Below are 26,737 nucleotides of genomic sequence, written 5' to 3'. Positions count from 1 at the left end.
ACATCCTCCTCGTTCAAGCTTTCGATTCTCGCACCTTCGCCAGCCGGACGCTCATGCCACGGTGTCGCCGGGCCCGGCGAGCCGTTCGTCCGGCCGGGCCTGAGTCGCGTGCCGCACGGGGTTCGTCAGCTCACTGGCTCGCGGCATGATCCAGGTCCGAGAACGTCCACCGCTCGGGCAGTCGCCCGGCGTCGATCCCGTGTTCGGCGAGGATTTCGCCCAGCGGCCGGGGATTCTCGCCGAACACCTCGCGCAGGATCGCGATCGTGGCGGGCCGGTGAAATCCGGCGGCCTCCGCGAATTCCAGGTAGTCCAGCGTCTGCCCTCGGGTGTAGTCGGTGAGCCTGCCGGCGAGATGCTGCGCGAGGTGATCCCGCTCCTCCGACATCGGTGCTCCATCGTAGGTGTACCACATCAGCGTCTGCTCGAAGGTGAGAGTGACGCCCATGTCGAACCACCTGGACGAGATGACATTACCCGCCGCCGAAACGATGGCCGCCAAAGCCTGGACGGCGAAGTTACGCGCACTCGGGTGCGAGGTCATCGCCTCGTTCGCGCTCCGGTTGGCCAGCGAGGGAGCGTTTCCGGAACCGAATTCCTCGACCAGCCGCGCGGCCCGGCCCGGCACGCCCACGGGCCCGAAGTGGGTGAGCGTCACCAGCGTACGCAGTTGATCCAGGATGCTTTCGATGTCCTCACCGACGACCAGGAACCGAGAGTCCTTGGCATCGGCCAGAATCTTCGTGGGCTCACCGGGGATGCCCGGCAGCAGCGTAATGGGCAGTTGCCGGCGGTGTTCCCCCGTGAGCTTGGCCAGGATTTCCTTCGGGCCGGGCTTGGCCGCGTGGTCGATGTGGAGGAGATACCGGCCGCGTCCCCGGCGTTCGACGTGTGCCAAATACGGGATACCGGCGACCAGATCCCCGGACGTCCGCAACTTCTCGAAGTCGTCGATCGCCTGCCCCGGGCGCGCCGGTGCCGGGCCGCGCCGGTCGAGCAACTCCCGGGCCTTGTCACCGAGGCGCGGATCGTCGAGGTGCTGGGTGAACAACCCACGCAGATCGGTCTCGGCGCGGAAGGCCGCCTGGGCACCAGCCCATAACCGGTCGTCCATCGCCCGCGGTGTGGCCACCCCGTTCTGAATTTCCATCCGGAACCCGCGGGCAATCTTCTCGAACGTGCTGCGCGTGGTCACGATGCGCAGCGACCCGTCCGCGGTCTGCTGGGCCGCCTCCGTGACGGACTGCCCAGCTGCGGCCGGGTTGCCCAACTGCACGCTGACCGCCGCGTTCACGGCACCGCTGCTGGCTGCCTTGGCGGCCGCGTCGAGCGCCAGCTGGCTCATCCTCCGCGAGTGCAGGAACCTTTCCTGCTCCAAAATGTCGTCGAGGTGCCGGTCCAGCCAACGGGTCATCTCGTCGACGGACAGCCGGGAATTCCCCACGGTCCACTGCTCGGGCAACAGCATGAGGAACTCACGCACATCGGTGGTGCCTCGACGGTGAATCTTGACGTGCGTCGTCATCGGAGCGATGTCGTCCGGAAGCTCCGCGCTGACCCCCACCTGGATGCGCAACTCGCTGGGTAGTTTCGGCACGCGAAGGCGCCGGTCCGCGTAGATCACCAGAACCGGCTCCGTGCCTTCCTGCCGTAGGTCCACCTTCCGCACCCCGGCCTTGCCCGCCGCCTGCTCCCGCAGGTGCGCGACGGCCTGCCGCACCAGTTCGTCCGGATCCGCGGGAACCAGCTCGCCCGGTGCCTGCTCGCCCCCGGTGTGCCGCCGGATCTCCGCGCCGACCCCACGGCTCACTCGCCCCGCCGCGACCAGCAGCCCCAACGACCGACCGGCCATGACTCGCATCTCGGTGTTGCCGATCAGTGACGTGAAGGCCAGACGTTCCCGGTTGGCGTCCCACCACAGAGACTGGGCCAGCGAGCTGTACTTGAAGTTGAGATAGCGGGCCGAGGCGACGCCCACCCGGGATCCCAGACCCGCCAAGGTCATCGGCGCGATCAGTTCCGGGGTGCCCGAAACGATCCCGAACGCCGCGGCGATGGCGGCCTCGACCGGCCACATCGACAGGTGTTCCGCTCCGTAGGCGCGCAACCGAGGTTGCAGCCAGATCATCGAGGCCTTGTGGACGATGTCCACGAGCTGCTCGGACAGTGTCTGGCGAATGGCCGCGTCGCCGGCGGAATAGGTATTCGGCGACAGCCCGATCCAGTACCGCAGCTCCGAACGGTCCGCGTCGCCGCCTTTGAGCACGTGGTACGAGTGCAGTTGCGTGCCGTGCACAATCGAGACAGTGATCTTCTCCCCGCTCGGGAGCTCGAACGCCAACGCACCGAAGTCCTCGACCGACTGGCTTTCCTCGTCCCGCTCGGCCGAGCCCGGCTCCTGCCACCGCACCGACCGTAGCCCGCGGAAGCTGTCCACGAGGGTTTGGTTGGGCACGTACTTGGCGGCGAACTCCACAGTGGTCAGTTGGCCGCGGAGTTCTTGCCCCACCCGGGCCACACGCTCGGCGAAGTCGGCTCGCTCCGCTTCGGTCAAATTGGCGTACGGCTCTATTGGCGGCAGGGCCGGCAACTCGACATGCAAAACCTCGGCCACGGGCGTCATGATGGCCGCGCCGTCACGAGCGCCCATGGTCAGCTCCTGCGTGCCCGGCCCTCTCCCGCCGCCAAGGAGAGCACCAAGCCACCGAAGCATTTCCATAAAGGAGCGCGTCTGGTTGACCGTGGAGATATAGCTCGTCGGGCCACCGACCGCCGCTATCCAGAGCGTATAAAGGGCTTGGCCGAGCAGATAGCCGTCGGCGACCGGGTGGCCGAGAGCCACGGACCCGGCGGTGCCGGCCGCCACCCCCGCGGCATTGCCCCCGATGTTCATGAGACTCAACCGCGTGTCGATCCCGACCGTCGGGACCCGCGACCGATATCGCGCGATCTCGCCGAGCAAGATCTCGCGCAGCCCGTCTTCCACCTCCCGTCGGCCGGCCGACCGCCGGACCACTACGCCCATCCTGCTGCTGGAAATCCACTCCACGGGCCGGCCGCCTGCCTCCCAGCGGCGCTTGCTCACCGCGGGTGCGTTCTCGTCGTCGACGACGGTCACCTGCACGGTGAAGCCCGCGCGCAGGATTCGCAGGCCACGCGACGCTTCGGGGCCCGACCACCAGCCGATCTCGAAAACGTTGTGGTGGGTGGGTGCCCAAGCGGCCACCGGGTCGGGCAACTTCTGTTCGGGCGCGGGGACGAACAACTCATCGATGGGCAACTCGTTCGTCGGCCGGATGACCACGCGGTAGATCCGGTCGCCGAGGATGCCCTCCTTGTCGCGGTCGCCGAACTGCACGGTGCGCAAGGCGCTCAGCGCGTGCGCCAGACCTGGCGCGGGATGTTCCTCCGCCCTTCGAAGTTCGGCAAGCAACCACAACCCGCCGCGAAAGCGTTCGTGGCTCAGCACGGCGCGTCCGAACAGCTTGAACCGGGCGTCGCCGCCGGCGAGTGCTTCACTCAACCCGAGGCCGTGATCCTTGCCGGTGGCGTCGCCGTTGATCAGGCGCCGCAACCGGCCCTCCACCTCCCACAGCTCCTTGGCATGCTGCCGATTCTCGGTATCCGGGCTTTCCCACAGGTGCTGGAAATCTTTCGCGCGGAGACGGCCACGACCTTCCTTGTTCAGTTTTTTCACCAGCCGGCGATACTCGTTGAGGTCGTCCAGAACCTGCTCGACGGCTTCGAGATCGCCGACCGTCAGCGCGGATAGCGTGCTGGGCACCTTCCCTTCGGTGTCCCCACGGAATACCCGAGGCTGGTCGTCACGCGTGCCTTCGCTCCGTCGGGCGGAACGTGTCTCATGCACGGGGCCAGGGATTGGTCGATCGGGCGGCAGCCCAGGCTTCTGGGTCCTCCCGCCGGGGTCCGGCGCCGGCCACATGGGATCGGAAACGACCGCCCCGCCGGCGGCGTCAGGCTGCTCCGCTTCCACGTTGGGCGTCGGCGCAACATCTCCACGCTGCGACGAGTGGCCACCCAACCGCGACACCTCGGGGTTCAACGGCCGCGACAGCGGCGGAAGCGACCCCTCGGCCCTGTTTCCCGGCGACGAATCGCCCCAATCCGGCAGCGGCTCCGCTTCCACCTTCGCCGTCAGGCCGAGATCCCCACCCTCTGACGACTTACCGCGCAAGCGCAGTTCCTCAAGGTTCAACGGTCGCGGCGGCAGCGACGGAAGCGACCCCACGGGTTCGAAGTTGGCCTGGTCGGGTGTCGCCGCGGTCGCGCCCTCGGGATTCGCGGAGCCGCGCGTTTTCCGGCGGAGATGGTAGGCCGCGCCGCCACCGGCCGCGGCGGCGACGCCGACGGCGATTCCGGCTAACCCCAACGGTAACGAGGCCGGGTTCGACGGCGGTGCCGGCTTCGCCGTAGACGTAGGCATTGCACGCTGTGGGAGGTGGTCGGTGGTGGTGGGCAGCCGCTTCGCGATCACTACCCGCCCGCCTTGGTGCTCGGTAACGGTCAGCAACATGTCGGGTTGACCCGGCCAGAACGACAAACTCTCCGGCCCGACCGGCCAGCCCCTCTTCGTCACCTTCCCGGTCGCCGGATCCCCCGTACTCAGCGTCCCGGGATGGGAGCCGTCGCTGCTGGAGAGGTACAACCTGCCATGATTTACCGCGACGCCCTGCACATTCTGGATGGGTGTCTGCCATGCGGCCACCGCCTGCGGCTTCGGCAGCCCGGTCTTCGGGTCCACCTCGAAAGCCACCACCCGGGGATGCACCCGGTTACCGCTGTTCGGCGCATCAGATTCCGGACCATCGTTCGTGTTCGCGTACTCACCCACCACCAGCCTGTGCGGACTGGTGCTGTGATCCAGCGACACGGTGGACACCCGCAGGAAACCACCGTCCAGTTTCACCACCCCGACCTGCGGCATGAGGTAGTCGAAGCCGTCCTTGTTCGACGCAAAGATCAATCGTGTGTCGTACACGCGGAAGCCGGGCACGGCACTGTCGGCGACGAACAACAGGTGGCCGTACCAGACCGCGCCACCCGCATGGCTCTCCACATGACTGAACCCGCCGTCCGCGGTCGGCTCCACAAACCCGACCTGGCTGTAGGCCGGCGTCGTTGCACCGATCCCACCGTCCAGTTTGAACACCGTCAGCCGGCTCTGGCTCTTCCGGTAGGAAGTGACCGCGACTATCTGCCGGCCGCCGACATCAGCACCACCGGCCTGCGCATCCATGCTCGTGGTGATGCCCTGCGGCGGCCAGTTCGAATTCTCGTCATCCTTGTCGAACGCGAACCCGCCGGCGACCCCGTCGACACCACGGACCACGTCCCGGTGAGCGTCCAGCGAACCGGCCTTGCGCGTCGCGGCATCGGCCACCTCTGCTATCGACACGGCCGGTACTCCGAGCCGGGCCCCCACCCGGCCGGCCGCGCCGCTGGAAGACATATCCACATTGACCGTGAACTGCTTCGGGTTGATCGGCTCCACCCGCTCCTGCTGTTCACCCCGCAACGCGGCCGCCACGGGATGTGCGACGCGACTGGTAGCGTCCGCCCGGGATGGAACGCCACCGATCGCGGCACCCGCGGCCCCCAGTACGACCCCCGCCGTCGCCACAGGTAATCCGAAACGGCGCTGGAGGCCCCCGAGCGTCCCGTCGCCGCCCCTCGGCGACCGATCATCCGACCGCCCGCCAGGGCGACCGTTCTCGTGCCGAAAGCGCTGTCGGGTGACCGGACCGCGCGGCTGACGCGCCTCGTCCACAATGTCCTCCGGGGACCCCGTGGCCGCCAGCGCCAGAAGGCGCCGCACACCGTCCTGGTCCTCGGGGAAGGCGCTTTCGAAAGCCTTACGGTCACCGTCGACCAGTTTGATCGCCAGCGCCAGCCGGTCGGCCAGTGGGCTCTTGCCGAGGTTGCTCTGCACCAGCGCGCCCATGGCCTCCACAAGGATATCCATGATCCGGTCCGCATCGGCCGGATCGACCGTCGGCGGCCGGGGCTGCTCCGGTTCCCGGAACTGCTCGCCGGGACTCACCGGGTGGTGGCCGGAGAACGAACCGAAGGGCATATCCCGCAACAGTTCCTGGTCCGGCGAACCCGGATTCTCCTGCTCCCGTTGGAAAATCGTCCGCAACGTATCCTCGGGAACGCCCGAATCATGGGTGTCGGCGGCGGCGAGCCACAGCGGCCGGAAATCGCGTGGCACGGCCTGGATCGGCGTCCGCTGGTATTCGGGGTACCGCTCGGCCTGGGCTTCGGTGTAGCCGTCGACGAACTGGCCGACCAGGCGCACCGCCGACTGCTCGCGCCGCTGGACCACCTCGTGGATCCGCTCCCGGTATTCCTCGAACGAGGTGGCCGCACGGGCCTGCTCGGCGAGTTCGTCGGCCAGCTTCGGGTCGCCGAGATCGGCCCAGGGCACCCCACCGTCCTGGAGCTGATGGGCGATCGCCTCGGCGAGGTCGAAAACCATATGGTCCAGCGGCAGACCAGGACGCAGCAACGGGATGCCGTCCCTGGTGATGAACTCGGGATTGCCGGCGGCGACCACGAAGTCGTAGTCGTGACCGAACATCCGGCGCAGCGCGTCCGGCTCCATCGACTCCGCGCGAGCGAGCAGGCGATGCGCGGCGGTGTCCCAGGCGAGCCGGTCCGGCTTGCCCGAGGTGACCTGCCGGTGCTTCGCGAGCACGGCCCCGCGCTGGGAGATCGTGCCGGTCCAGCCGTCCCGCGCAAGGGCGCGGGGGTGCAGCGGGTCCAGCGCGCGCACCGCGGCGGCGGTCTCGTCGTCGGGGCCGGAGTAGTTCCGGGCCCAGCGGCTGAGTTCCGCCGTGAGTGTGGCAGCTTCGCCGACCAGGCCGAAGCGCTGGGACTCTTCGTTGGCTTCGATCGCATCGAGCGCGGCAAGCCGCCGTACGCGGTCACGGACTCCGTCCAGCAACGCCAGGGAATCCGGCGTGTCGACGCCGGCGACTCGGCGCGCTTCCAGCTCCGCCTCGACGTTCCGATCGGCGGCCGCCGCCGGCTCGTCCGGCAGGGGCTCGCCCTCCCGGCGAAGAAGGTTCGTGATCCGCTCCGCCACCTCATTCAGGTCGCCGGCGCGCACCAGGATGCGTCCCCGGTACCGGATGGCCTCGGTCGCCGGGTCGTCGAGGTAGCGGCCCAGGAGCTTCAGATCCCGCGGACCGAGCTGCGTGGCGACCGCGGCCCGGTCCAGCAGCACGACCCTGGGCAGCTCGTTCAGGAGATCCTCGACCAGCCTGCGTGCTTCCGGCGGCTCAATCCCTTCGATGGCGTGCACGGCACGCTCGATCCGGGCGCCGGTCTTCGCCAGGTCATGGGGATGCGGCACGCCGTCGCCGGTCACCAGCCTGGGCGCGCCGCTGTCACGGTCGAGTAACGGCAAGCCATGCTCGTTCGCGAAGCGGTCCAGTTCGTCGAGCGCGTTATCCAGTTGCCCGCGCCGATGCATCAGATCGCGTACATCGCTCGCGCCACGGGGCTGCTTCGACCACGCCGACACCAGGTCGTCCAACTGGCCCAGCGCCTCCAGCGTGCCACTGCGCAATGCGCCGTACTCGCGCCAAGCCGGGTCGCTCACGCGGCCATCGTCCCGGGCCCCGCGGGTCGCCCAGAGCTGCGCTTCCAGCGCGATCCTCAGTTGGGCGGTCACCCCGCGGCCGTCGAGCCGGCCGGCGGCGGGCAGTTCCGCGGTGGACGGCGGAGTTATCGGTGCGACACCGGTCCGATCCGGTCCAGGGCCCGCGTCCGGCACCGCGGCGCCGTGGGCACGTGGCGGCGCTTGACCCTCGTAGAAGGAGTGTCGCGGTGCTGGGCGGAGGGCGCGGTAGCGGGCCCAGGCGCCGCGAGCAAGGTAGATGGCGGGCCCGGACAGGGCCACCGACGTTGCGGCCGCCATCATTTCCGTCGATTGGCTCAGCGCCATCATGCCGAGGCCCTGCATGGCGCTCATCGCCACATAGATGGCGCCGGGTCCCTTCTTGGCGGAGTCGCGGCCCGTCTTGAGTTCGATATTGACGCCCATCTTGGCCAGAACCGCGGTACCTGCGGTGAGGCTGGCCGCTGTCACCGTGTGCAGCCACTGTCCGTTGAGCAGGAACTGGGCGGTGAGTCCCGCGTTGGCCAGGGTCAGGGTGCTGAAGCTCAGGTTCTGCAGTTTGCGTAGCCCGGGGCCCACGGCCTTGTCGTAGGCGGACCAGATGGCGGGCAGGGTGGCGGCGGCGAAGCCGAGGTCCACCGGGAGGTACCCGGCGGATACCCACTGCGCCAGGCCATGGGCGGTGACGGCCTGGTACAGATGTCCGAAGAGGTGACCAACCCAGCTTGCGGCCACGAGGGTGTTGAACCCGCGGCCCAGCAGCTTTCCGGCTTGCGGGTTCAGGCGGTTGACCGAGTCGACCGTGCCGCCGGCCAGCCGGTTGAGGTAGTCCTTCCAGCGGGAGAACAGCATGTTGGCCCAGATCCGCCGGTCCCGCGCGGTGACGCCCTCGGGAAGTCGGAAGTGGACAGTGGCCAGGTAGTCGATGACGAACTGCCGGGTCCGCTCCTTGATGTTGGCCATGACCTCCGCGACATGCCGCCCCAGGGTCGGGAATTCCTTGTGGAATTTCCGTCCGCCCGGGTTGATGTCACGGACGATCAGCTTGTCGTACATCTTCGCGAGCCGGTTGATCGCCTCGAAATCGGTCCGTTCTCGCTCCATGAGCGATTCGGTCGTAGTCCGGATTTCCGTCGTATGCGCGTTCTTGATATTCGTCAGCACCGAACGCACCACGAAACCGATACCGTTCGACAGGCCGACCGCACCCGCCGTCAAGGCCGGAGTGAGCCCCATCGTGTATGCCGTGACACCGGCCGCCGCGGTGCTCGCCACCGTGGTCCAGCCGATGAGGGCGCGGCGGCGCCACAACTGGTGAAGCCGGCTCATGGCGGCAGCGGCTTCATAACGACCGCGCTCGGTGTTTTCCACATCGTGCAACACTCGCTCGACGAGTTCCTGCCGCTGTTCCGGCGACATCCCTTCGGCGGCCTTCAATGCGTAATGCGCCGACGCCAGGGCTTGCACGGTTTTCTCCATGCCCAGGCCCTCGGCTGTCTCCACCGGTCGCAGCCCGCCGCGTTCCTGCCGGTTCTGCCAGTAGCCGGCGACCTTCGTCCGGATCTGCCGCACGAAATCCGAGCGCACGACCTTGGCGGCCTTGGCGAGTGAGAAGTCGCCATACACGATCTGGTAGGCATTGATCGCGGACTCGATCTGGGGATTACGTCGCCAGTCTCCTCCCCATTCCTCGGGACCCACGCCAGGGCCGAGGGCACGCGTGGGGTCGGGCTCGAAGAACTGCCGCAACCGCTGCGCCCGCTCGTGGAACGCCCGTTGGAACGACTCCGGGAATTCCGATATCAGCTCCACCCACGCATCGTGGTAATCCGAGAAGTACTCGTCGACAAACCGTTGGCTGGCAGCACGCTCGGCATCGTCCATCAGCCGGACATAATTCCCGCCGGTGATCTTGCGGACGATTTCCGGGCCGTCCGGGTAGCGTTCCATGATGGCCACGAGAACCGGTTCCAGTTCGGTCCAGTGCCGCCACATCTGAGCGCTGGGCATCATGCTGATGCCGTCCGAGCCGTACAGCAGCCGGTCCTGGTGCTTCGCGGCGAACTCGATGAACCGCGCGGCCACCGCCGGATCGTCGTGCAGGTACTGCCCCAACGGTGTCCAGGAGAAGTCGTAGTGCAGTCCGGGGAAGAGGTCGAGCATCCGCTCCAGCCGGTCGAGGTGCTCGACGGTCAGGTAAGTCCAGTTGCCCACTCCCAGGTGCGCCCACACCAGGCGGTTGTCGCGGAACTCGGGGTGATGCTTGAGCAATGCCATCATCGGCATCAGCCCGCGTTCGTCCGGCGCCGTGGACTGGAACAATCCGTTGAGTCCGAGCTGTGCCCACCCGTTGTCGTGATGCAGCAGCGTCGTCTGCCCGGTGTCCCGGTTGGCCCGCATCTTCTCCAGGAAATGCGGGTTGAACATGTCCGGCACTTCTTCAGGCAGGCTGTCCGCCAGCTCTGAACGATCCGCCGATCGCAGCAACGCCCGCAGCATCTCGCCGTTGTCAACCAGGCGTTCGAGGAAATCGACCTGGCCCAGCGCCGAGAGCCCGTCCGCGGCCACCACCAGGTCGCGCGCCCGTGCCGCGTCGTGCTCGTCAGTGAACCGGCCCGCCTCGAGGTCCGTCTTGACCTGCACCGCCGCGGCGACCGTGCGCTGGAGATGGGCGATCCAGTCCCGGTGGTAAATGGTATTGGCCTGATCCCCGAGTAGTTGTCCGATGGCCTCTTTGTCGGCCGTCTGCTCGACCCCCTTGGCGGCGCCTTCGAGCATCAGCATCAACTGGTCGTAACCGTGCGCGCCCGGAATGTCCCACCGTGTGCCGACGACGCCGGCGTCCGCCCGCCACCGCACATCCGCCGGCAGCTCACGATACATCTTGAACATCAACGCATCGGCCAGCTTGCCCTGCAGTTCCAGCAAGCCCTTCTTGTCGATCAAGCCGGCCCGCAAGCCATTGATCAGCCCGTAATAGGTCGCCCCACTGGCCGCCGCCAGACCGAAAGCCCGCTCACGGATCGGCGAGTACAGAATCCGGCCCTCGTCACCCAACTCCTCCCGATATCGCAGCTGTTTTTCGGCCAGGCTCGGCTTCGACCCGCCCCTGAGCCACTTCAGCGCCTTCGCCACCCGAGACGGATCACGGTCCGAGCGCTCGTTACCGGCACCGAGGAACTGGTTGTCCAGCGCGTAGGACAGCAAATGATGATGGACGTCGCTCATCCCCTTGGTGGACAAGCGGTTCCGGAACAACGCCGTGACAGTGGCCTCCGAGACGCCCTTCGCCCGCAAAGCGTCCACGGAAGCCGGGTCGTCGGGATCGAGCGAGTCGAAGTATCGAATCAGTTCCGGGACATCGGGCACGATCGCGCTGAGGCGGAACATCCGGCGCCCGGCACGCGCCAGAAACGCGCGCGACTCCAGCGCAGCGTCCACCACGGGCAACCGATATCGTGGCGGTGTCTCCGACGTTCCCGGGCTGACCACCCGGCGAGTGATCTCCGTGACCTCGGCGTGGGTCAAGCCGGTTCGCCGGGCGATGACGCCCAGCCGGACCCCGTGATCGCTTGCTTGCATGACCGCGTCACGGACTTCTTCGACATAGACCTGATGGGCTACGTCCCGGTTGCGTTCGGCGTCCAGGTAGGCGTTGATCGCCCGGTTCAGCCGGGCCTCGTCCTCCCGGATCCGATCAGTGATTTCGCGCAGGCGCTCACTCAGGCTGCCACCGGTCGGCGTCTGGGCCGTGGTCTCTCCCGTCGCGCGGCGAGCGACCACGTACCGGACCGGCAGGTCCAGGGCCTTCGCCGCCGTGCCGGAGACCTCGACGGCGCCCGCTCCACGCAGCAAACCCGATGCCACACTCTTACGGCCGGCCAGCTTCGACCTCGCCAACCGCAACTCCGCCGCCGCGGCACGGTATTCACGCTCGGCATGCCGACGCGAGGGCTCGGCGGCCTTCACCGCCTTCGCCAGCTCCCGCCGGACCCCCACCACATTCCGGGCGCTGCGGCCGGTCGAACCGAACGACTTCGCCAACCGGGGTTCATCCGGCTTCGGGTCGAACACCGGTCGGCTGCCCTCATCCGCGAGGTGGTTCCGCGCCTGGGTGACCAACTGATGCGCCGCCCACCGCGGCAGTCCATCGTCGATCGCGCTGCGCTGCGCCTCATCGACCTCCCGAAGCGCCCGGTCGCGTGCCGCGGCCCAGTCCCGTTCGGCCGCCTCCACGCGGGGGGCCTTTTCCTCCGCGGTCGCCAGGAGCCGCGCGCGGTGCCCGGCGATCACGCGCAGCATGGTGTCGGCCGGCTTGTCGATGATCCGCCGGGCAAGGGCCGGCGGCGGGACGGTCACGGCACGCTTCTGGAGCACGTCCCGCGGTTCCAGCACCAACCCGAGAACTTCCAGCGGAGCCAGCTGATAGACCGTCGCGAGAATTCCCAGGATCGGGTCGGCGTCGGTGGGAAGGCCGGTGAGCTCGCTCAGGCGCCGCGCCACCCACGGCAGGTAGGTCTCGTCCTCGTCGATCGCCCGCAAAGCGTCTGCGTAGGCAGCTCGGGCCTGTTCCGCCGCCGCGCGGGTCTTGGCGACGCCCTCGGCGACCGCGTCGGCAACCTCACGCAAGCCACGGGACTGAGGGAGGACCGCCGCCGCACGAACCCGGCGGAAGTCGATGCGCTCGGGCCTCGCATTGGCGGCTGACGGACCGACGTCGATGCCGCTGGACGGAACCGGCTCGGTGGGGTCGGGTGGTGCCTCCCGCTCCGCCTCCGTCTCTTCCTGCTGCGCCGTAGCGGACTGGCCGCTCGGCCGCCGCCCAGCGCGTGCCATGTCACGCAGATCGCGCAGATGCTCCAGTTCGCGAGTCTCGGCACGCAGCGCGCGGACTACCTCGTTGACCTCGGCGATATAGGCGGTCAGCGCACGCAGAACCTCGCCGCCGCGAACGGGGTCGGTTCCCTCCGACTCGAGTGTCTCGGCCAGTTGGCGCACGCCCCGTGCCCCGGCGTCGCGGGCGAGGGACAGTGCCTTGATCCGATTGCCGGACTCGGCGATGCGGTTCAGCAGATCCCGCTCGAAGCCCGCCTCGGTGACCAGCCCGGCCGCTGCCGCCCTGGCCTCGGCCTGTTCGAGGAACATGCGTGTGTCGTCGTGCGGCCACTCGCCGGCGGCCAGTTCGTGCCCGGCCTGATACGTCCGGTCCGGTGCCGCGTGCCCGTCCCGGCTCAGCTCCCGCGCCAAATCCAGCGCCTGCTGGAGGGTGTCCGCGTCCGCGGCGCCCGCTTCGTCTCCGCTTCGCGGCGTGGCCGTGATGTCCGGAATGGACACTCCGGCTCCAGGGGTCGCAGTGCCGTGAGGCTGCCGGTTTTCGGCCAGCTCGCGTACCCGCAGCGTGGCCTGCCGCACCGCTGCTTCGGCCCGCTCCAGCCGCCGCTTGGCGTTTTCGGCGGCGCCCTTGGGCACCGTCGGATCGGCGGTCCGGTCCAGTATCGCCTGGGCCCATTCGTCCATGCGCCTGGCGAGCGCGCGACGAGCCTCGGTGACTTCCTGTTCGGCGACGAGCAGGTTCCGCTCGGCAACCAGCTCCGCCCGCAACCTGGTCAGCTTGTCGTACAGCCGCGCGAGTTCGCCGCTCTCCTGCTGCAGCCAGTTCAGCTGACCGGAGGCGACACCGGTCCCGCGCCGCCATTGCTCGGTCAGCTCAGACAGGTCCCGCATGGCCCGGCTGATCTCGGCGTGAGTGTCGCCGATCGCCAGCACCAGCCGGCGTTCCTCAGTCGAGTCACCGAGAAGGCCCGCACGCGCGACGTCCGCCTCCGCCAGCTCCCGCTCCCGGATGGCGGCTTCGCCGGGCCCAGCCGTGCCCGCCCGCTCGACCCGGCTCGACCGAGTGCCGCGGAAAGGGATGCCCGCGTTCACATAGGCCGCCCGGGACCGGTCAACCGCGGACCACTTCTCCTCGGCCGTGGCCCGCCACGACCGGGTGGTCCGTTCTGCACGATTCCGTATCGCGACAGCAGCCGGGCCGTTCTCCGGTGGTATGCCGCTCGGCTCCAGTGCGTCCACCTGCCGGGCCAGATCATCGGCGGCCGCGTCGAGCGTGTCGGCGAGCTGCCGGTACCGCGTGGCCTCGCTGCGGTGCATCGCATACTCGGTGAGGGGAGTCTTGAGCTTGTCACGCAACGCCTGGATCCGCTGATCCAACAGCTCGAGCTCCTCGCCGGGCCGCGCCGCCTGCTGCTGGACGCGCTTGCGCTCGCGCTGCCTGACGAGCAGCTCCGACCACGCGGCTACCCGCTCGGCCTTCCGTTCCGCGATGTGCGCCAGCCCCTGGGGGGTGTTGGGCGCCTCGACGGCGTGCCTGGCCTGGTGGTCCGCGGCTTTGGCACGGGCGGTCCGGGCTTCGTCGCGCAACCGTCCATAGTGCTGTGCCAGTTCCTCTCGCTGGCCGGCGCGGGTGGCCTCCCGGGCACGCGCTGCGCCGGCCGCGACGTGGCCTGGGTGTTGTGCCGCTTCCACATCCCGCAGAGTCGCGAGCTTCACCTCGTTCTCGACCCAGTGCACGGTCTCGTCGAACGCGCGGGCGCGCTCCGCCACACCGTGTGGCGCCCACCCGGTCGCGGGTCGATCGGCTGCGTCGGCGATCCGGCCGAGGATCGCGTCGCGACGTGCGCCCAGTTCCTCGGCGATCTGCTTCTGCACCAGCCGCCGTACGGCGAGGTCGGCCTCGGCCACGTGCGCCTTCGCCCGCTCCGCCTCGACGATTTCAGCCTGCTGCTCAGCTTCCTGTTCGAAGCCCTGGGCGTCGTCACGGGCCTGACTGGCCTTCAAGTCCTCCCCGGCAGCGTCGTATGCATCCGCCTGCCGCCGCAGCGTCTCCGCCCGAGCGCGCAGGAACGGCAGCCGAATCTCCGCGGCCGCGGCTTCACGAAGTGCCTCGGCGCGTCGCGCCCTCAGCCGGTCGGCCTCACCGGCGATGAGGTCTCCGCGCTCGGCCAGGAACGCGATGCGTACCCGGTCGTCCTGCCATTGCTCGTCGAGTTGGGGATCGTGGACGGCCACCCGCGCCGCAGCGAGGTAGTCCTCCGGTCCGGCCGGCCGTTCAGCGGAGCGCTGTCGCGTAACGCGTGCGAAGTATTGAGAATCCGCCCGAGCATGCTCGGCTGCTTCCTGGTAGGCATCCGCCGCGGTGATCTCGTTGGCGCGGAGCCGCCGGGAGATTCCTTCCAGGAACTCGATGTTTTCTTGCCGGACGGTCCGGTCCTCGGCGCGCGGATCAGCACCGGCATGGTTCTTGAACAGCGCCACCTGGCCGTCGACGAAATCCTTGAACGCCTCGAAAAGGGGACGAGACCAGTCGATCAGCCGCACAAAGTCCGCGGTCGAGCCCTCGCCCAGGTCGAAGCCCTCCCGCAGGGCCTGGTCCAGCTCCTCCTGCAACGTGGTGCCGTACTTCTTCACGAACCTGTTGCCCGGCTTGCCGAAGTCCATGGCCGCCAGCCCCAGCCCCATCAACGGGGCCGCCCGACGGCCCAGCTTCAAGTCGGCGAAGGCCATCGCGGTTTGCAGCAGTATGCCGGGCTTGGCCGGATCGACGGTCTGTTCCTTGGTTACCGCATCGATCCGGGTCGCGAGAATCGCGTGGTAGACCTCTTCCTTCAGCTCTTCGCTGAACGGATAGGGACTACGCTCCAGCAGTTCCACCGCGACCGCCGCGGCGAACCGCTCATCCATACCCCGGCCGTGTCCCTGCGCCACATCGTGGACGGCCGCGACCAACAGTGCGGCCAACAACCGTTCCAGCGTTGCGCCGGGGTCAGACTCGCGCGCACGCCACAGCAGGTAAGCGACGATGTTTTCGAGGTCCTGCCGACTGTGTTCTCCGTTGTTGTAGGTGTGCACAACCTGCTGCCAGAACGGCCCGGTGTGCTCCTTCGGGGTATCGGGTCCCCGGCCGAACTGGGCGTCGACCACGTCCAACACCCGCGCGACCAGATCGAACACGGTCGTGGCCAACGCGCGGTGTTGTTCGATTTCTTCCGCCGAGAAAAGCTCTCGGAGCACCTCGTCCGGTAGCAATTCATGCAGCCACCCGACCGTGTCCGCATTCGCTTCTCCGCTCAGCATCTCGTCAAGCAGCCCGACAAATCGCGGATCTTCGCGAAGCAGCTGCGACAAGTCGTCTCGCCAGTGCTCGAACGAAGCGTCCGCTATGGACCCTTGGGCCGCGGCGAGAGTAGATTGAAGCTCCTGACGTACCTTTTCGCCCACCTCGTCGGGGCGGGTTGCCAGGAAATTCCGCCGTCCGGCCAGGTCTCCGGGGAAATCGAGCGCATCGATGAGGTTGAACGCGACCTCGCGCAACGCCACCAGTTCCGCCGTCGACGGCTCCGCAGGCAGGCCCGCGCTTACCAACAGGCGGCGGAATTGAGCCACATCTTCGGTACTAAGCGGATCAAAACCGAACCACGGCATGGCGTCGCGCGCAAAGCGCGGCTCGAGAAGCGGAGGAACTTCGGCCAGCGCACCAGCCAGGCCATCACTCGCATGCCGCCCCACACTCGAAAGAACCACCGGCTCCGACCACGGCCGCCCCGCCAAACGCTCGTACAGGGCACGCAGGTGGTCCATCCCGTACTCACCGGCAACAAGCACGGCCGAATGCAGATCACTCCCGAACCGCCCGTACAACTCGCCCAGATCGACATCCGCCAGGAGCAACCGGTACTTCGCGTCGGGATCGTCCAGGACGATGTTCACCGCCCGGTGGTAACCGTAGCCGAATGGGTCGGCACTCGGGTTCGGCTCGACCGGAGCACGTCCACCGTCCAAAGCAGACAGGACGTGGCCCGGGTGCCCGAGGATTTCTACCTGGGACCGCACCAAACCCGCCAACAGGGCATCATGCCACGTTCGCACCTCGGCGAACGCGGGATGAACCCGCGGCCCCAGCGCCTTCATCCACGCCGCCACCACCCGGTGGTCCTCGACCTCCCGGGTGAACGTTACCTCCCGCGCCAACCACTCCAGACGATCTCGGTCGGTGATCCCGAGCGCCCGGATATCGTCGATCGGCGTCGTCGGCCGCAGTGAAGTGACAACCTCCTTCACCAAAGCCGCGGTGACATGAGCCAGCGAATAACCCGGGGCCAAACCGACAAGGCCGCTACCCCAGTCAAAGACAGCACGGGCACCGAGATACGGCCTGATCCGCTCGGTTGCGACAGGGTCGTCGCGGAAGGCCTCGGCCAGTCCTTGATCGTCGAGCACGAACGCGTTTTCGGCCAGCTCATTGATCCGGTCGACGACCACCGATTCATCGATCCCGAGCCGGTCGGCGATCGCCTGCGCGCCATACCTGGCAAACTGGGCGATTTCCGCCCGGGTTGCCTTGTCAAATCTGATGACGGTGCGCTCTTGGTCGGAGATACCGGGCAGCGGCAACGCCGCCGCAGCGGCCAATGCCTGCAGCGCTGAGGGATACCCGAGGTTGAACTGCTTCATCTCGTAGCCGGCGTACCGGTCGACTCCATCGACGTTCTCGACGGTCGCCCGCACGCTGAAGTACTCGATGTCCTGTTGGTCCAGGGCCTCCGCCAGCGCCCGGCCCATGGCCGCTTCCGCATCGCCGCGTTCCGGGCCCTGCATGGCCTCGGCGATCGACCGGAGGTACTGCCGGTGTCCCTGCAGATAGTGGTTCGGGTCGCCGGCCGGCCCCTGCCGGGGCACCAGTCCCGCACTCGGTCCCTTGGCTTCCAGCACTATGTACTTGACGTGACCGTCAGGGCCGACGAGCCGGTAGACCTGGTCGAAGCGTGCGGCACCGGCGGCCGGAATGTCGACCGGCTCGATCCGGTAACCGTCCGGCAGTCGCGCGGCCAGGTCCCGGATCGCGTGCCTGGCCGCGAGTTCGCCGAGCGGCTCCCCGATCCGATTACGAACCGAAGTGAAACCGCTCTGGTCGAACTCGTCCCACTCCCGGCCCGGATGGGGGTTGCCTGCCACCGAGTCTTTCGCCTCGGCCGCCGACGCCTGGATGCCGGGCCGTTCCCTGGCCATCCAATCGGCGTCGGCCAAGTCGGTCGCGTCCAGGGTCCCGCGGTGCCCGACCACTGGTGGAATATCGTGATAGGAAGATTTAACCGCTTCGGGGGTAGCCGGCCTGATCTGGTAACGACCGTCCGTCCCCCGTTTGATCAACGGCACCTTGTGCCCCTGGAAGGTCGGCGCATCCCGCCTTCGTTGGATGTACCCGCGCCGGCCGGGCTGGTCGTAGTAAATCCCGTACGTCTCGTCGGCGGTATCGCGGTCCTCGCCATTGAGCAGGTCCAGCAGGTTCCGGTGTGCCACTTCCTCGGCAACCGGCGCGCCGGAACCGTCCGAATCGGACCGTGGAAGCTCGTCAGCGCCTTCCTGAGCCCTCTCGCCTCCGCCGGTGGACAGGTCCGCATGATCCCGCCCTCCGGAACCCATCCCGTGATTCAATGCCGCGGACAACGCCTCGCCAGACGGCACCACATCCACAGACGACGATATGCTTCCCCGCCGCGCGCTTTCGGCCTCCTCCACCAACACGACCAACGGCTTCCCATGGGGCCCCGCGATGGTGAACTTTTCCCGCACGACCCTGGGGTCCCCAGGATCGATCAGGTGTTCCCGCAACGTGTCGCGAACTAGTGAGGTCGCGGCCAGCGGAGCACCCCGCCGCGTGGTGATGATCTCCAGAACACCGATACCGCGATCACCGGTAAAGTGCTCCGCGGCGATATCCGAACTGTAGGAGGCGTAGGCCAGCCTCGGGTCCTTGACCACATCGCCGACCTCCGGGAGCGCCCCGGGGTCTTCGACATGCATCCCGCGATAGAGCACCACCGGCTCGGGCGCCTCGGGCACGGCGGCGACGGCCTGCCGCACCCCGGCCAGCACGGTGTCGAAGTCGAGTTCGCCTTCGTGCACGACGTCGGAGTCCCGCACCGGCGGATTTCCGTGCCAGCGAGCCAAGTACATCAGGTACCGGTTCAGGGCGTCATCGGTAATGCGCGAGACTCCACGGGCCGCGTTGAGGAATCGATCGAGCTGCTCACGCGCATCGGGATCACTACGCGAAAGATCTTCAAGCCAGTCCCGCGAACGCCGCCTCACCTCGTCGAAATCGACTTCACCGGATCTCTGCCGCAACTTCACCAAGTCTGTGGCGGGCCCCTCCGCGTCGAGGTCCGCAAGGTCGGGTTGTCCGGCGCGCGAGCCCGCTTCCAGGGTGATGATGCGGCGCACCCGCTGAGTCCTGGTGTAGACGTCGGCCAGGCTGGCGTCCAGGAAGTTGCGCTCGCCGATCCGGTCCCAAAGGGACTGGCCCGAGGGGTCGTCCTGCCAGGAAACATAATCGGAGTAGCTCGCGTCCGGATTCATCGCGCGGTAGGCGAAATACGCCACCGGGTCCTCGCGACCGAACCGTCGCAAGGCCTCCGGGCTCAACGGATCGGGCAGTTCGCGCTGACCCGGCAGGTGCCGGTGCACGATCTCGTTGAACGCCTCCACGTGGTAACTCAGGTTACGCAGCAACTCCTTGCCGGGCTCCGGGCCGGCACCTCTCGTCGCATCGTCCAGCGCGCGGAAATGCGACTCGATCCGGTCCAACATCTCTTCAATCGGGGTGTCCTGGACCCGGCCGGGCGCCTCGTGGATCGCCTGCCGCCACCAGTCCACGCTGTCGTGTAAGGCCGCGACCGGACTACCACCGGCATCGTCCAATCCGGGCGGCGCGGCGAAAGCGTCCGGACCGGACGGTCCAGCGAGATGTCCCCCGCCGCCATCGGGAACGTCGTCCTTGTGTGTCACCGCTGTGTCGTGACCGGCCTGTTCCGGTACTTCGGTGGTGTTTCCGATCTCGTTTCCGCCCTGTCGCGGATCGGGTACACCTTCGCGGCGTAACTCCGTACCGTGGCCACCACCATGCCCGTCAGGCCGGCTTGGCACCGCATCCGACGGGTGCGGCGTTTCGGCCGACAGGGGCGCCTGCGGGCCCGCTGGACGTGCGCCGTTGCTCAGCGCCGTCTCGGTGGGAGGAGGTTGTGGTGGGGGTTGTGGCTGGGCGGTGTCAGAGGTTGTGGATGGACCGTGTGCGGCGATAGGCGGGGCGTTGGGCCGGCTGGTGGTGGTGAGACGGTGGATGCCCAGGTTCTGTTCGGCTTTGCTCTGCAGGTCGGGAACAAGGTCGCGGAGGCGCTGTTCGGCCTGGTCGAGGTTGGTGCGGGTCTCCATGGCGTGCGTGTATTGGATGACGGCGTGTTGCACGTCGGGGTTGGACGATAGCCGGAACACTTCGTCGTCGGGGGAGATGTAGTAGCTCACGCTGCCCGGGTCGCCGCTGCGGGCGGCCCGGTTTTCGGCTTGTATGTCGATATCACGGGACAAGCCGGAGTGGGCGGTTACCCGCACGTGCAGCCCGCCGAGTGCCTTTGCCTGGTCGCTGATGGGGATGTCGACGCCGCGGGCGCCCTGCATGTTGATGACCAAGACCTTGCCGGGTTGTCCGGCCGCGTCGATCACCTCTTTGAACGCGGCTTCCCGGTTGGTGCCCTGTTCGAGGAACCACTTGGCGTCGATCGCCGTGTGCTCCACCCCCAGGGCGTCGAGTCGCGCCGAGGTCTCGGCCACCAGGTCGTTGCGATGGGTGAGGACCAGTTGCGGTTGCTGGGTGTCCCGCTGCATGTCTCGGACGTGTTCGGCCATCTGGTCGAGCTTCTCCGGCTCACCGGCCGTGACATGGTCGCCCGTGTTCGTCAGGCGAGACTCGTAGTAACGCGGGATTTCCTCGATTTGATCGGACAGGCCCTGGCTGCGGAACAGCTCCTCCTTGCCCGACGCGGTCCCGGACGCGCCCGCAACCCGATGATAGCCATCCCGGGCATACAGTTCCTGGGCGGTGACACTCTTGTTGGTGGCCGGATCATCCCGGATCGGCAAGTCGTGTTTGGCCTCGATCGCTTGGGCGAGGCCGCCGTTCCACCTGCTCTCGGACGAGGTCTCGGGATCGTAGAGGACCTCGTGGGTGGTCTGGTCGATGATGTAGATCTTGTCCTGGAATCTGACATAGTGGATGTTTTCCACATATTCCCAGCGCGCCGCGGCCTCCAGGCCCAGCCTCTTGAGCTCCACATCGGACAGGTCTCGTCCGAGGATTCGCTCGATCTTCGCCTTTCCTTCCTCGGTAAGCACCGCCGGCCCACCACGCTGGCCCGGCTCACGACCGAAATCGGCTTCCGTGAGCTGACCGCGGTCCAGCTGCTCGGTCAGGAAGTTCTTCGCCCACTTGACCGGTGCGGCCACGTGCTCCGGAGCCAGGTTCCCCGCCCCGTCACTGACGATGTACACGGTGTCCGAGTACACGAAGGCCTCGTCGATCTCGTCCACAGTGGCATCGATCACCGTGTCACCCTCGGCATGCTCGCCAGGAACCAGGTCGTGCTTCAAGAACGTGAAGCCGACATCCTGATTGGTCCCGACATAAATCGTCGGCCGGCCGTCCCTCGGCTCCGGCGGCAACGCGTAGGGATTCATCCGGTGCACATCAAAACCCAGCGGTGTCAACAATTCGTGATAACGCTCGAACTCCCGATCCGCCAAGTTCCCCCGCGTGGTGATCACATGCACCGCATCGACCCCGGCACGCACCGCCTGCCGCGCCGCGTCCGCCAGGAACAGCCACGACTTGCCCTCACCAGCGGCCATGTTCACGATCTTGCCCGTGCCCAACGCGTCCAACGCCGTCAGCTGCGTCCACCGCAGGGCCACCCCCTCGTTACGGTGCACCGCCTCGTAAATCGCCGCAATCGCGTCATCCCGCGAACCGTGGAACAGGGCCCGCAAAGCCTCGTCATCGATCGTGGTCAACCGTTGGTTCTCCGGAACACCAGGCCCTGAACGGTCCGCGATGTCGAACAACACCCGCGCCGTCTCATGCGCCTTGTTCGCGCTCGCCAGCCACGCCTCGAACTTCGTCGGTGAAGTGCTCAACTCGGCCCAACCACCATGACCATCCGGCACGAACGTGCGCGGCTCCGGCAATCGCTGCCCATCCGCGCCCTTCACCTGCCGGTACGCCACCGCCTCACCGGTGGCGCGGTCATGTACCGCCTCACTCTCCGAGGGAAGCGTCGTAGTCGACCGCTCCCCGCCGGCCGGACCGGCCACGTCCAACTCGACCGGGTTGTCCAGTTTGGAGACGGTCAGCTCACCACTGTCGTGCCGCGGCCGTGACCACTGACCATCCAGGCCACGGTCAAAACTGGCACCATCCGGCAACACCACGTGCCGCAACTCACCGGATCCGTCCACCACCGCTTTGGAGCCGGCCGGCAGGTCCACGGAATGCCCACCCGGATCGAGGACACCACCATGCTCGGTCACATACCAACCGCCGGCATCACGCGTCCACGTGGTGTCACCCGCGGACACGACGACCCGCTGATGATCTCCGCCCGCACCGGCTTGTGCGGGCCCGGCCTGGGGCCCCGCGTGATCAACGGCATCGGGATGGTTCTGGTCCTCTGTCCCTATGTCCGGTGCTGGCGGTTCCGTGGCCGATTCCTTGTTCGCAGGCCCCTCATCCGGGGAGGGAGGCACGTCCCCCTCCCCGGTAATGCGCTGGGGAGGCTCGCCCCGCTCACCAGCCGCATCACCGAGACCCTCGCCCCGAGTCACTCGATCCGACACCCGCACATCCGGTGCCCACGGTTCTCCCGGTGCCCGCGGTCCTTCCGGTGCCCGCGGTTCCTCCGGTACCCAGGGTTCCGGTGCCCGCGGTTCCGGTACCCGCGGTTCCGGTGCCTGGGGTTCCGGTGCCGGCGGTTCAGTGGCCGATTTCTCGAACGCAGGCCTCTCGGCCGGGGTCAGGTGCGCGTCGCCCCGGACGGTGATGTGCTGGGGATGGCCGGTCCCCTCATCGAGCAGAGGCTCGCCGGTGATCGGGTGGACGGCGGGCAGCGACTCGAGAACATGCCGGAACTCCGGTGCCAGGTCGCCCCGCCAGACGGGCATGGTTCCGTCCGGACGTAGCGCGGCGGCACGTAATGCGCGCGCCGCCTGGCCGAGAAGTTCGTACTCACTCTCCCGGCTCAGCGGGCCGCCCGGAAGCGAACGCTCGCCCTCGAACGGGCCCACTTCACCGATATCGACGTGAACCCGGTGCCCGCGAAGGCTCTCGGGAAACATGTCACCCTCGATGGTGACTTCGCTGCGGCCATCGGCCGGGGTGGCATCGACGTTGTCCAGTTCCCGCAACACGCGGGCAACCTCGCCGACGTTCTCATGGAACGCCGTGACGGGATCCGGCGGCGGCACAACCCTGTCGAGGAGCAACGCACTGCGCGTTTCCCGCAAGGATCGCAGCCAGTCCCCGGCCGCACCGGCTTGCTCGGCCCGGGCGATCGCGCCGTCGATCACGGCCACGATCCGCGGCGTCGCCTCACCCACGGCGGCGATCTCGCTCTTCAGTCGCTGCGGGTCGTTCTCCGGCGCCTTGTCGGTGTACCAGCCGGCGGCCGCCTGTTCGGCCTTCTGCAGCCGGCTGAGGGTGGGCCGGCTGGCAGCCGCCGGATCTTCGTGGTATTTCTCGAAAACGGCGGTAGCGTCCTCTTTGGCCCATCCACCGTCGCCGGCCTTGGGGATCAGCCGATCCACTGCGGGCTTCATCACCTCGGGCTCGTGACCCGAGCGTTCGGACATTTCGAGGAAGCCTTGCTGCGCCTCGGGCGAGTCGAGCCCGGTGAACAGGTCGGCCAGATCCTTGTCCCGCAGCACGGACTTGGCGGGTTCGTCGACGACGACCTGCGGGTGGCGCAGTTCGCCGGTCACCGGCTCGACCAGGGGAAGACCGGTCACCGGATGACGCGCGATCATCGCCCGTAGCGTGGTCACCAGGTGGGCGGGGGCCTCGCCGGTGAGCCGGATCCGCACCGGCAGCGGGTTTCCTCGCGCATCGCGGTGAGCCGGGTCGATCACCGAAGCCTGAAGCTTGCGGACGACATGGTGGAGGAGCTCACCCAGATCCCGGTCGCCGAGCGGCCCTTCGATCCTGATCTCCGCGTCGAGCGGGCCGACCTCGCCGGAGAATCCGGGCAGGTCATCATGGACCCGGACCTCCCCGACGCCCGGAAGCTGGACGATGACCTCTCTACCGGCGGTGCTGTCGGTCCGCAACCCCAGGTCCGTGCGCGCGGATTCGACCCGCTTGAATATCGCGCCGACTTCCTGGGCGACCTTCACGTAGTCGGTGAGACCGGCTTTGTCCGGGGAGAGCCGCATCTCGCGCAGCTTCCCTTCCGCGTTCTCCAGACGCTGCGGCCACCCTTCGGCGCCCCGCTCGTCCGGAACAGAACCCGCGAGCTTCCGCCGGATACGCTCGCCCAGCGGTACCTCACCGGTCTTTTCGGCTTCCACCAGCGCGCGAACGGTTTCGTCCACTCGCTCCCTGGTGTGGCGGATCGCGTACTCGAGCTCGGCGATTCGTTGCTGGACAAAGTTTTCCCGGCGTGCCTGCGCGTCGAAGAACTTCTGCCCGATACCGGTTTTGTCCGCAAGCCAGTGCGCGAACCGGCTTCGGAGATTCGACGTGTCGCGCCCGGCGTCGACCAGCGCGCGCTCCAGATCTCCGCCCCGTGCGTTCAGCGCGGCCAGATCCGCGAGCGTCGCCTCCGCGTCCCCGTTGTTGGACTCGTGGATCCGGCGCAACCCCTCCTGAGCGTCGGGCGGAAGACCTTGGTAGACCTCGGTGAGGTGCTCGTCGCCGAGCGTCTGTCCGAGGCGTTCGGGCCCGTACGGATCGGAGCCGGCGCGCGACCCGGGTGTGCCGCCGGAGCCGTCGTCGGCCGCGCGGGAGCCATCGCCCGCGGCGTGCTCCACTTGCGGTGGGGGCGGTTCCTGCCGGCCGTCGCCTTCGTGCGCCCGAACCGGCGAATCCGGTCTGTGCGCCTGCTTCGCGGGGCCTCGCCCATCCTGTGCCGTCTCGGTTCGGGTCGAATCGTCCGGGCGCGCAGGCTCGCTCGTGTGTTCACCCGGGTGAGGCGAACGCGCTGTCTCGCCGCTTACCGCCAGCGGTTTCTCACCACTCGTCGCTGCATGCGCTTTCGCATCGCTTACGGCCTGGGGTTTCTCGCCGCTCGCCGTGTCGGTGGAGCCGGGCGTGCCGTGGTCACTGCCGGCACCGTGGTCACCCTCGGCACCCCGCCCGGTCCCGGCACGGCTGTCGTTCTGGACAACACCGCCGTCGCGCGTGACGCTGCCATCACCGGGTTTCCGGGCCTGCGCTGGCGGTTTCTGCCCGCCTGGCGTATCACTCGTGGTTTTCCCGGGGTCCGTGACGGTTGCCGGGCCCTCGTCCTTGGCCCCGGGGTGGACGGCTGTTTCGCCCAGCGGCTCGGCGCTCCTGGCGGGCGCTCGCGGGGCCGAGCGCCCGGCCGTCCCGGCGGTGTCACGCACCGGGCCGTGCTCACCGGCCGGGGCATGACTCTGGGCGCCCAGAGCGGAGGTAGTCGCCGCAGCCGCGGCCGCGGAAGCGTCAATCTGAACGTGCGCCGCCTCGCCGTGTGCAGCATGTGTCGCGGAGGCATCCGCCGAACCGCCAACCCGGCCATCCACCGCATCGCCATGCGCAGCATGTGTCGCAGCGGCATCCGCCGAACCATCAACCCGACTGTTCGCCGCGTCGCCATGCGCAGTGTGCGTCGCGGAGGCCCCGTCACCCCGATTGTTCGCCGCGTCGGCGTGTGCTCCATGCGTCGCGGAGGCGTCCGCGGAACCGCCAAGCAGGCTGCTCGCCGTGTCGGCGTGTGCGGCGTGCGAGGGTGGCGCCGTCGTTGGCGCACCGTCGAGGAGTCCGGAATGCTGCTGCAACAGGGCCGGATCGGGCGAGTGGACCATTCCGTGCTGGACGGCGTACATGCCGATGGCATCCCGGGCGCCCGCCATACCCTCGCCCATGACCAGATGCTTGGCCCCCGCACCCAGGGCTCCCACGGTGTGCGTCGGGCTCGCGTTTCCCGCCAGGACGCCGGCCCACGCGCCTTGCGCGGCGCCCTCCCGATAGTGCATGGCCAGGTTGTTGCCATGCGATCCCCAGGGGTCACCGTACCCCTCGTTGACCAACCCCGTGCCGACATAGGAAGCCATGGGCATCGTCGACGCACCGACGACAGCTCCGTGTAGGACCGTGGTGGGCTTGGTGTAAACCGAATCACGGGCGATATAGCTAAGCGTGCTCTTTCCGCCAAGTATCGTGTCGGGATGCTCCAACTGGACCTTGACAGCACGCTTTTCCATGGATTTGCCGACCTTGCTCAATGAGCGTGCGAGCGGTCTGCCGACGGCGACACCCAGCGGACCCGAAAGAGCACCGGTAGCTGTGGACACCAACAGATTCCGGAGATTCCAATGCCCCGTCTCCATCTGGGTGAGCAGTTCAGGGCCGCCCATGAAAACGGTACCGTCGATGCCGCCGACCAGCATCGGGCCCAGCCTCCCGACGGCGGCTCTGAACGCGTTCCGTTCGGCCAGTTGCGGCAGCGCCCGGGCGGCGATCCGCCCCGGAAGCCCGTTCGCGATCCCCGGGAGGACCTCGAGCAACCTTTGCGCGATGGGGTCGGCCAGTAGTCTCCCGAGGCCGGGAAAGACGGCGTAGCTGGCGACCAGCAGCGCCGCGGTGATGATGAGCTGGTTGATCATGCGCAGCTTGGTCTCTTCGACGTCCTTGGCCGTCTGCATGCAAATCTGGGCCAGGCTGTCGAAGTACTGCGCCTGACTGTCGAGGTTGGCCTGCTGCAACTCGAAGCTGGCGATGAACGCCTGGCTCGACTTGCCATGCCAGTACTTCTTGATCGTGCCCGGTTCGACGGCCAGCGAGTTCGCGGCCTCGCGCAAGGCGTTGCACATTTCCTGGCAGGCCCGGCCCAGTTCCCGGACGTGATCCTCGTCCATCTTCGGCCAGTGCCCTGCGCCGAACGCCTGGAAAAGCGCTTCGACGAGCCAGCCGCTCCCATGCGGCGGCTGGATACTCATGAAACTCCCTCGCACACACCGGGAGGCAGAGCC

General features: G+C 67.9%; 1 protein-coding gene. It reads right to left on the bottom strand.

Going from position 1 to position 26,737, the window contains the following annotated elements; genetic code table 11:
* Positions 1-130: 130 nt before the first annotated feature.
* On the bottom strand, positions 131-26,704 hold the full coding sequence (locus A3CU_RS0113300; protein WP_027942708.1) for a WXG100-like domain-containing protein: 26,574 nt from the start codon (positions 26,702-26,704) through the stop codon (positions 131-133).
* Positions 26,705-26,737 lie beyond the last annotated feature (33 nt).

The sequence above is a fragment of the Amycolatopsis taiwanensis DSM 45107 genome, assembly GCF_000519205.1.
Taxonomy (GTDB): domain Bacteria; phylum Actinomycetota; class Actinomycetes; order Mycobacteriales; family Pseudonocardiaceae; genus Amycolatopsis_E; species Amycolatopsis_E taiwanensis.
The sequence above is the reverse complement of the archived record's forward strand: the minus strand, read 5'-3'. Positions and strand labels throughout refer to the sequence as shown.

What these genes read in the sequence shown, in the direction of transcription:
- A3CU_RS0113300 (WP_027942708.1), bottom strand. Translation starts at nt 26,704, where the DNA reads ATGAGTATCCAGCCGCCGCATGGGAGCGGCTGGCTCGTCGAAGCGCTT.